The 8,528-nt window shown below is 61.4% G+C and carries 12 protein-coding genes and 1 pseudogene; 10 read left to right on the top strand and 3 right to left on the bottom strand.

Translation table 11 applies throughout. The features are described from left to right. The 6 genes and pseudogenes from D2T30_RS22475 to D2T30_RS22450 form a co-directional block, all read left to right on the top strand. Positions 1-120, top strand: a pseudogene (locus tag D2T30_RS22475) (IS481 family transposase); the annotation flags it as partial. A gap of 86 nt (positions 121-206) precedes the next feature. Continuing rightward, positions 207-992 carry an ATP-binding protein gene (locus D2T30_RS22470; RefSeq protein WP_128210604.1) on the top strand — a complete coding sequence of 262 codons (786 nt, stop codon included), beginning with the start codon at positions 207-209 and terminating at the stop codon, positions 990-992. A gap of 12 nt (positions 993-1,004) precedes the next feature. Continuing rightward, on the top strand, positions 1,005-1,946 hold the full coding sequence (locus D2T30_RS22465; RefSeq protein ID WP_128210603.1) for an AAA family ATPase: 942 nt from the start codon (positions 1,005-1,007) through the stop codon (positions 1,944-1,946). A gap of 369 nt (positions 1,947-2,315) precedes the next feature. After that, on the top strand, positions 2,316-2,891 hold the full coding sequence (locus D2T30_RS22460; protein ID WP_128210602.1) for a hypothetical protein: 576 nt from the start codon (positions 2,316-2,318) through the stop codon (positions 2,889-2,891). 38 nt (positions 2,892-2,929) lie between these two features. Further along, positions 2,930-3,262: a hypothetical protein gene (locus D2T30_RS22455; protein ID WP_128210601.1), complete on the top strand. Its 333-nt coding sequence runs from the start codon at positions 2,930-2,932 to the stop codon at positions 3,260-3,262. Between the two features lie 143 nt (positions 3,263-3,405). Further along, positions 3,406-3,765, top strand: a complete 360-nt coding sequence (locus D2T30_RS22450) for a hypothetical protein (RefSeq protein ID WP_128210600.1) — start codon at positions 3,406-3,408, stop codon at positions 3,763-3,765. On the opposite strand, the gene D2T30_RS22445 is transcribed toward D2T30_RS22450, so the two are convergent. Continuing rightward, positions 3,738-3,992, bottom strand: a complete 255-nt coding sequence (locus tag D2T30_RS22445) for a hypothetical protein (RefSeq protein ID WP_128210599.1) — start codon at positions 3,990-3,992, stop codon at positions 3,738-3,740. The two genes, D2T30_RS22450 and D2T30_RS22445, sit on opposite strands and share 28 nt — an antisense overlap. Positions 3,993-4,097: 105 nt before the next feature. Here D2T30_RS22445 and D2T30_RS23485 point away from each other — a divergent pair, with 105 nt between their 5' ends. From D2T30_RS23485 to D2T30_RS23840, 3 genes are read left to right on the top strand one after another with little or no spacing between them, the layout of a single operon-like run. Next, positions 4,098-4,328: a hypothetical protein gene (locus D2T30_RS23485; protein ID WP_206613066.1), complete on the top strand. Its 231-nt coding sequence runs from the start codon at positions 4,098-4,100 to the stop codon at positions 4,326-4,328. Between the two features lie 32 nt (positions 4,329-4,360). After that, positions 4,361-5,167, top strand: coding sequence for a recombinase family protein (locus D2T30_RS24345; protein WP_449295453.1), 807 nt, complete (start codon positions 4,361-4,363; stop codon positions 5,165-5,167). Between the two features lie 43 nt (positions 5,168-5,210). Beyond that, entirely contained in the window at positions 5,211-6,083 is an 873-nt protein-coding gene (locus tag D2T30_RS23840) for a recombinase zinc ribbon domain-containing protein (RefSeq protein ID WP_164884409.1), read from the top strand. Between the two features lie 21 nt (positions 6,084-6,104). Here the strand turns inward: D2T30_RS23840 and D2T30_RS22435 are convergent, their stop codons facing one another. Together D2T30_RS22435 and D2T30_RS22430 are read right to left on the bottom strand one after the other, a co-directional pair. Then, a complete protein-coding gene (locus tag D2T30_RS22435; RefSeq protein ID WP_128210598.1) occupies positions 6,105-6,419 on the bottom strand; it encodes a type II toxin-antitoxin system RelE/ParE family toxin in 315 nt (104 codons plus the stop codon). Further along, positions 6,416-6,682 carry a hypothetical protein gene (locus tag D2T30_RS22430; RefSeq protein WP_241651381.1) on the bottom strand — a complete coding sequence of 89 codons (267 nt, stop codon included), beginning with the start codon at positions 6,680-6,682 and terminating at the stop codon, positions 6,416-6,418. Before D2T30_RS22430 ends, D2T30_RS22435 begins: the two co-directional genes overlap by 4 nt. A gap of 797 nt (positions 6,683-7,479) precedes the next feature. Here D2T30_RS22430 and D2T30_RS22425 point away from each other — a divergent pair. Next, entirely contained in the window at positions 7,480-7,659 is a 180-nt protein-coding gene (locus D2T30_RS22425; protein WP_128210596.1) for a hypothetical protein, read from the top strand. The last annotated feature ends 869 nt before the right edge of the window (positions 7,660-8,528 follow it).

The following is an 8,528-nucleotide window of genomic DNA, read 5'->3' as shown; positions in this document are numbered from 1 at the left end:
CAGGCCGATCTTGACGCCTGGCTCGTCCACCACAACACCGAACGACCCCATCTCGGATATCGCAACATGGGGCGCAGACCCATCGAAACTATCATGTCATTCGTTAGCCAAGAAGGTTAAGAAGACATGCCGGCCGCGATCACCTCATCTCTGACACCCCGAAGGAAGCCACTAAGCTGGAGGATGTCGACAAGTCTCTGGCGGAGTTGTTCGAGGCGATTCAGGACGACCTCGCCGAGAAGGCACAGCATATCGCAGAGCCTTGGGCGCCGACCCCCCTGCGCAAAGCTCTGACGGCAGTGCGCCTTGCCACCGCCTTTGGCACTGTGGAGGCACTGCGCGCCGCGAAGCGCAGTGGCGCGATGACCTTCCTCACCGATATTCCGGTTGAAGATCTGAACCTGATCAGTGAGGTGATCCGCCACTGCTTCCCGACCGGCGGCCGGGCCTTGACCGTTCCGGGGGTGAGCGATGGCGCCGTCAGCAAATCCGCCGAAGTGAAGTTCCTGCGCAATCTCGACGAGATCATGGATGCGATCACCCCGGTGATCGCGCTCTTGCCGGTGGGACTCCGCTTGCCGGTTCATCTGCAACATGCAGATATCCCGGCGTTCCGCCTGCCCCCGATCAGCGCCGATATCCTGATCGCGCATCTGCACGCCGGGCAGCTCTCGGAGTTGCTGACCGACGAACCGGCGCTGCGCCGGGCCCTGCCCGACGACGCACTGCTGGCGCGCCTTGACTCGAGCCAGGCCCTTGCCGCGCTGCGCGCGCCCGATCTGCATACCGTGGTCAAGCGCCTGCTGGCGATCACCACGCCCGCCGCGGCAGATGGCCCGCGTCTGGAAGAGATGACCGGCTCCGGGCCTGCGCTCACCGCCGCACGACGGCTGGTCGATGACCTTTTGGCCTGGAAGAAAGGTCAGATCAGCTGGCAGGAGCTCAGCCGGTCTGCATTGTTTTTCGGGCCGTCGGGCACCGGCAAGACCTAGCTGGCCCGCGCCATGGGCAACAGCGCCGGTATCGCCTGCGTCACCGGCAGCTTCGCGGAATGGCAGTCTGCCGGCCATCTCGGCGAGATGCGTAAGACTTTTGCCGAGGCGCGCCGACTGGCCCCGTGCATCCTGTTCATCGACGAGATCGATGCGGTGGGCTCGCGCGCGGACAGCGACCGGCACGGCAGCAACTACCGGACGCAGGTGATCAACGGCTTCCTTGGCGAGGTGAACAGCATCGCGCTGCGGGAGGGCGTTATCCTCATCGGCGCCTGCAATCACCCCGAACGCATGGACCCGGCGATGCTGCGTGCCGGGCGCTTCGACCTCAAGATCGAGGTGCCCCTGCCGGATGCGGGTGCCATCCTCGGCTTGCTGCGCCGGCAGTTGCGCGAAGACATCGCGGACGCCGAGCTTAAGGCGCTGTCGCACCGGGCCGTCGGTCGTAGCCCTGCCGACATTGATGCCGCGATCCGTGCCGCCAGGTCCGACGCGCGACATGCGCGGAAGAGGCTGACGGCTGCGACGCTCTGCGACCATCTCAATATCGGGAGTGACGCCGAGAACATGGACCGCCTGTGGCAGATCGCCCTGCACGAAGCCGGTCATGCCGTTGCGGGCGCCGCCCTGCAACTCGGCCAGATCACGAGGATGATGATCTCGGATGAGGGCGGGCAGATCACCCAGCTGCCGCGCCAGACGGAGAGCCTTCTGGCCGACATCGAGGCCGAGATCACCTACTGCCCTGCAGGCCGCGCCGCCGAACGGGCAGTTCTCGGCGAGATCTCGGCTGGCGCCGGTGGCCCCGCACAATCGGATCTGGCGAAGGCCACCCAATGGACGCTAGATATCGAAGCGGTCTATGGCCTCGGATGCAAGGGGCCGGTGTGGCATGGCGGGGACAAGGAAGCTCTGCTGCGCGATCCCGTCGTCGAAGCCCGGGTCCGCTAGCGCATCGAACGCGCGGACCGCCGCGCGGGTGAGATACTGGCCGATCATCGGACTGTGCTGGAGGCCTTGGCACGGGATCTGATGCGGAAGCGCTCCCTCGGAAGCGACGTCATCTATCGGCACCTCTGCGGTATCCCGTCTCTTGAAGAGACCGATGCGCCGCACGCGAAGCACCCCGTTGACGCACCCGCGACCGGATAACGGCAGGTCCCAAGACAATGCGCCCACCGCGTTCCCCGGCTACCGCGCCCTCACACCGCACTCGGTGAACCGAAAGAGGTCGACAGCGGGAATGCGGCCACCTGCTCCTACGCGGTCTGATCAACGCCGACTGCCCCGCACAGCTTTTCACTTGAGGAGGGTATCGCCATGACACTGACGTTCGACGATTCCCATTATGATGCCCTGATCCTCTGGGCTTTCGATCCGCCACCAGTCGGTCGGCCCGGCCCCCTGGTCACGACGGCGCGTATCATCGCCCCCGACCAGCCGCCGGAGGTTCTGGTTGACGGCCGGCCCTGCCCGGTGATCGGAACCACCCGTTCCGGCTGGCTCTCGACGGCAGGCCTTGGCTGGTGCTGTTTTTGTGGTGACCGCGATACCCTTGCCACGATCGGCAAGGCCTGCACCCCGGTGCGATCGCAGCTGATGGCTGACCGCAAGAGGTTCAATGCCGCCTTGCACCGCTACGCGAGCCAGCCCGAGACCGGATTTTGCGCCGGCCTGCCGGTGTTCAATCTCGGCGGCGGTCGCGAGGCCATCCGGCCCGAAGATATCGAGGTTCCGGAAGTGAAGGACGCCTTCCAAGGGTTTCTCGACGACCTCGGTCCAGATCTCGAGGGCCGACTGGTCGGCGATCTCCGCGTCACCGCGATGCCCGATGGCTACGCCGACAGCACTCTCTGGTGGTGGTTCGCCCGCGAGTGGAAGGGCAAAGGACGCTGACCCGCACCAGTCCAGTTTTCCATGACAAGGATATCGCCATGATCAAAAAGATTACCGATGCCCATTACGACGCCCTGATGAACTGGGCTTTTGAGCCGCCTCCCCTTGGTGTGCCCGGCAACCAAGCAGCGGCGGTGCGGATTGGTCCGCCCGGATCATTCCCGCAAGTTTTCATCGGCGACGACTTGGTTGATGTGGTCGGTATGTTGTCTTCGGACTGGCTGTCGACGACCGGTGGCTGGTGCCGTTTTTCCGGTGACAGACATGCTGGCTTGCTGATCGCGAATGCCTGCATCCCGATGCAATCGCTCATGACCGCGGATCACGAGCCGTTTGTAGCGGCAATCAAACCACCGCAGGCGAGGAGATGACACCGAGATTGGCGGGATCCGGGTGATTACGCTCCTGAATGGTCAACGGGTCATTCGGATGTCCGACATCGCTGTCCCGGAGATGCGGGCAAAGATCAACGCTGCGATGGATCGCGGCGGGCTGGCATTCGGCAGGACCCTGGATGACGAACCCCGAGTCAGCCAGGCACCGGTCGGCTTTCTCGACGCAGAACTCTGGTGGTGGTGTCGTAGTGCCTCGAGGTGAGCATGCCGCCCGATGTCATCCTGAGGAACCTCTCTGGCTATCGGTTTTCACAGTCTCAGAATGCGGCCATCATTTCGAAGAGAATAAGGATTTCACCACGCGTAATCGACCATCAAATCAGATAAAATTGGCCATCACCTCGAAGGAACTTGAACGTCATAGCTTCAAACTTGGCTATCGTATCTTGCGCCGGATTTCCGGCGCGTTTTCTTCACTCTTTTCTTTTTCACCTCAGCCGGTGCGGGTTTTTCATTTCTTTTTCCTGACAGGAAGATGAGTTGTTTTATTTTTTCGTTTCTTTTGCAGCCGTGTAAAATCCGTATTCTTGGCCATTTCTGTTTTCCGTTTTGCCGATTCCGCCCGAACAACACCACCCAGCCTCATTCGCGGATCAAATAAATCGATATAGTTTTTCCAATGCCATGAAGGAGGCGAGGTTATCCACAGAATAGCGCTTTGACCTGCCAATCCCGCCTGCATTTCCCAAATCAGCGAGCAATCCATGCCTTATATAGATCTGAGCAGCGCTGGACCTGATCCGGCAATCATTCAAATCGATATGAACCCACGGCCGCCGTTGCGGCGCCGCGGGGCGGGAGCACTCGGCCGATGGCGCGAGCGAGGAAGCATATTGCCGGGAAGCGGCGTCAGAGCGGGGCGACCAGCCCTGCTGCTGATGCGCCTCCGGTTGATCTGCCCTCACCCGCCCTGCAGCCGATGCTTGCGCTGCGCGATCTGCCGGACCAGCATCGTGAACAGATTCTGGCGCTCGTGCGGGCGCTGGCCCGTGATGCCGCCCGCGAAGACCATGCAACCGAGCGTGGCGGTGACGACCCCTGACCTGAACGATCCTTGATACCGGAGTTACGCCCATGGCTTTGCGCGTTGCGATCTACGCCCGTTACTCGACGGATATGCAGAACCCGACCTCCTGCGAGGACCAGATCCGGCAATGCCGGGAATATGCGGAGCGCATGGGCTGGAGCGTGAGCGCCGTCTATGAGGACAGCGCGATCTCCGGCTCGCATGTAATCCTGCGGCCTGGGGTGCAGCGGATGATCCAGGGCGGCCGCGCCCGGAAGTTCGACATCGTGCTGGCGGAAGGCATGGAACGGATTTCCCGGGGACAGGCCGATATCGCCAGCATCTACGACAACATGACCTTCGCGGGCGTGAAGATAATCACGCTGCAGGAAGGCGAGATCACCCAGATGCTCATCGGCTTCAAGGGCACGATGAACGCGGCGACACTTGCCGATCTCTCGACCAAGACCCACCGAGGCCTGCGCGGCCGGATCGAGGCCGGCAAGTCCGGTGGCGGCAACGCCTATGGCTACAGGGTGCTGCGCAGCCTTACCGAAGACGGCGAACTCAAACGGCGACCGCGAGATCCTCCCGGAAGAAGCCGCCGTCGTGCAGCGGATCTTCCACGCCTATCTCGACGGGGAATCGCCAAACAAGATCGCCGACATGCTGAACCGGGAAGGCGTCTCCGGCCCGCACGGTGGCAAATGGGACAAATCCACCATTCACGGCAATCCGAAGCGCGGCACCGGCATCCTGAACAACGAACTCTACATCGGCCAGATGGTCTGGAACCGGCAGAAGTTCGTCAAGGATCCCCAGACCGGCAAACGCTAGGCCCGGCTCAACCCGCCCGCGGAATGGATCACCCATGAGGTCCCCGAACTGCGCATCATCGACTAGGATCTCTGGGACAAGGTGAAGGCCCGCCAGGAAGGCCGCAAGATTGAACAAACCGAACGCGAGGCCTGGGAACGGCGTGAGCCACGCTTCCTGCTGACCGGCCTCGTCAAATGCGGCTGCTGCGGTGGCGGCTTCTCCACGATCGGCAAGGATCGCTTCGGCTGCGGCAATTCGCGCAACAAGGGCACCTCGGTCTGCCCCAACCGCACCGGCATCACCCGCCAAGATCTGGAGGGCCGGATCCTGACCATCCTTTCCGAGCGGCTGATGGATCCCGAACTCGTCAAGGTCTTCGCCGCCGAATACATCGCCGAGCGCAACCGCCTGGCCGCCACCCACACCGATGATCGGGCGGTCAAGGAGAAGGAACTGGTCAAGGTCATCAAGGAACAGGACACGCTGGTGAACGCTCTCACCGCCGGTCTGCCGCCCGAGCGGATCAAGGCGAAGATGGAACAGCTGGATATCCGCCAGAAGCAACTGCAGAAGGACCTCGCCTCCACCCCTGCCACGGGATCAACGATCCGCATCCATGCGAAGATGGCCGACACTTACCACGAACGGATCCGCAGCCTGATCGCGGGCCTGACGGAACCCTTCCGCAAGTCCGGGGCACGGGAAGCGATCCGGAGCCTGATCGGGAAGATCATGGCGACGCCGGTGCCGACCAAGGGCAAGCGGATGAGCCTCGATCTGACGCTGCACGGCGATCTTGCGGGGATTCTGGCGCTGAGCCTGAATGCGGATCGGTTGAGTGGACATCAAAAAACCTCCTGCGAACAGGAGGTTGATCAAAGTGTAGGATTTCTGGTTGCGGGGGCGTGCCTTGCGAGCTGTTTCGCAATGTCCAAGGCAATAGTCCCACCCTGCCCCGCAGTAGCAGTCTGAGGTCTTGCGGGCAACGCACACTCAACTGCGCGCCTTGCCCCGGCGGACCCAATCCGCGCCGCCATAACTCACGGCGTATATAAGGACCTCACGCAGATCATCGTCGACTGCGAACACAACGGTCCCCTTCCGCCCCGCAGGGATCGCCCGAAGTCCTGATGAAATCTCGTCGCGCCTGCTTCCCTTATTTGGGGTCCGCGCGAGGCTGCGGATCGTCGCTTCGATCTCATCCAGCTTAGCTGCAACGCTGGTTGCTCCGGCATAGTCAAAGATCCATTCGGCAATCCAATCGAGGTCGTCAGCTACCGAAGGATGGAAACGGATGCGATAGATCACCGATCACCAGAGGCCAGCCGAGCGCGGGCCCGGGCAAACGCCTCGTCCCCCTCGACGAATGCTTCTCGCGGTGTCTGCAATCTGCTCCGGATCTCGTCGGCGAAGACGCCCAGCGCGATCTCGCGCTCCTCCTCGTCTTGGATCATCTGCTCCAGAGCTGCCGCGACCAGCGCAGATTGTGACGCGAAGACGCCTGCACCGACCTTCTCGGTCAGAAAGCGGTGGTGACGGTCGGTGAAGCTCAAGGTGGTTTTGACTGTCATGAAAGCTCCCAAAGTATGACCATATCATACCGTATTGGCCTTGCCGCGCAATCGCCCTACAGCGGTAATATGGCACAGCCATGATCTGCGGCTATCCACTGCGATTGTTCCAACGTGTCATCACCGTCAGCCTTGAAACGATAAGGATCTCGAAGGCCCTCCCGCCGCTGGGGGACATGTCGTAATAAAACAAACCGTTACAGACCGCATAGGCAACGGAATCTCGCTCGGCTGCCGAAGGATCTTGCTTCATCAGAAGCATCGGTCGGCACCAAGCACTTGCGCACCTACTTGGCTGGCAGAAAGAAAACTTACCAGATCGAAAGCCAGGACCAAATTGCGGGCTCACTAAGGGTATTGCCATGAGCCATCAGGCTCGGGCACGCTGATCGTTAGACTGTCGCGCGCCAAAAGCGCATGCATCGCGCTGCTAGGTTGAAGGAGATATTGGACGGAATGGCGGCGGATCAAAACTTGAGGAACCATCTCTCCGCTGCGCTACCCGCCTTGGCGGGGGCGGGGATCATCACAGCCGCGGCCGCGGCCCTTCCATCGCTGGTGACATTTGCCACGGTGATCCGTGCTGAGATCGGCGGCGCTACGCTGCATCTACCGCCAGACTGCGGCTCGACACGTGCCGCGGCGCTGGTGGCGGCGTTGAGGGAGCGCTGTGGTCTTCCCGGATCAGGCAGCGCGGATCGTGATCGCGACCAAGCCCGCCGACTTCCGCAAGGGGCATGATGGTCTGGCGGCGATTGCGCAGGGCGAGCTGGGCTTTGCCCCAAGGGGGGGGCGTCATGGTGATATTCCGCATGCGCCGCGGCGACAGGATCAAGATCCTGCTCTGGGAGGCGGGCGACCGCGAGGGCTACATCCCTAAATGCTATGGTCGTCATGGCGACCACCCTGTTGTTGATGTCTCCGGATATGCCGGCGTCGAGAAAATCCCGTTCTGTTTGATTAGGGAGTGCTGCTGAGTTTTTCGATGTATTTGTGCGTTTCTTATTGATTTAATGGCGAATAGTCAGTGTGACGACCACGCTCGTCCACCCGCGTTTCTTATGCCGAACATGAGGTGTCGTTATGGCCCGTCGTCGCAACAGCACAGGCTTTTTCGGAACGCTGTTTGCATCGCTAACCGGCGGAACGTCGATCCGCAGAACAACGACCTGGACGGGGAAGCCCAAGACGATCGTTACGAACCACGCCACCGGCAAGACCAAAACCTACACCGGCAAGCAAGGCCTCTTCGGGAACAAAACCACGACGAAGACCACAAAGAATGGCAGGACGGTCGAGACTGGACAGATGCACAAGGGGTTCTTCGGAGGAACGTATGAGACCGCCAAGCGGTGGGACGGCTCAACTGTTCATCGAAGCTATAAGAGCGGGTTTTTCCGAGACTACACCGTGACCGATGTGCGGGGCAATTGTCACCCGTGCAACGGCACCGGCGAGTTCATCAGATCGTGCAGAGCCTGTTCCGGTGAGGGACAGATAGTTCACCCCGGAACTCCCTGCAAAAACTGTTCAGAGACTGGAGTGCTCACGGACGGACGGACGTGCCCAGGATGCGGCGGGGACGGATACTGGGTGAAGGCCTTCTGTGGGGCTTGCGGCAGCTGCGGTGGCACAGGCGAACATCGCGAGTCATGCCGTAAATGCGGTGGTAGCGGCAAATTTCATAAGCATTCCAGATCGTAAGATCTACGCTTCACCGGCTCTGATGATGTGACCGCCCTCCGACGGCATCTGTGTGCCAAGGTGGGCCTGCAAGGATCCACATAGGAGAGCGGTCATGTCGGAGATTACCACTGTCGGGCTCGATCTGGCGAAGAATGTGTTC

Origin of the sequence: Paenirhodobacter populi, assembly GCF_004022215.1 — a bacterium.
GTDB classification, from domain to species: domain Bacteria; phylum Pseudomonadota; class Alphaproteobacteria; order Rhodobacterales; family Rhodobacteraceae; genus Rhodobacter; species Rhodobacter populi.
The sequence above is the reverse complement of the archived record's forward strand: the minus strand, read 5'-3'. Positions and strand labels throughout refer to the sequence as shown.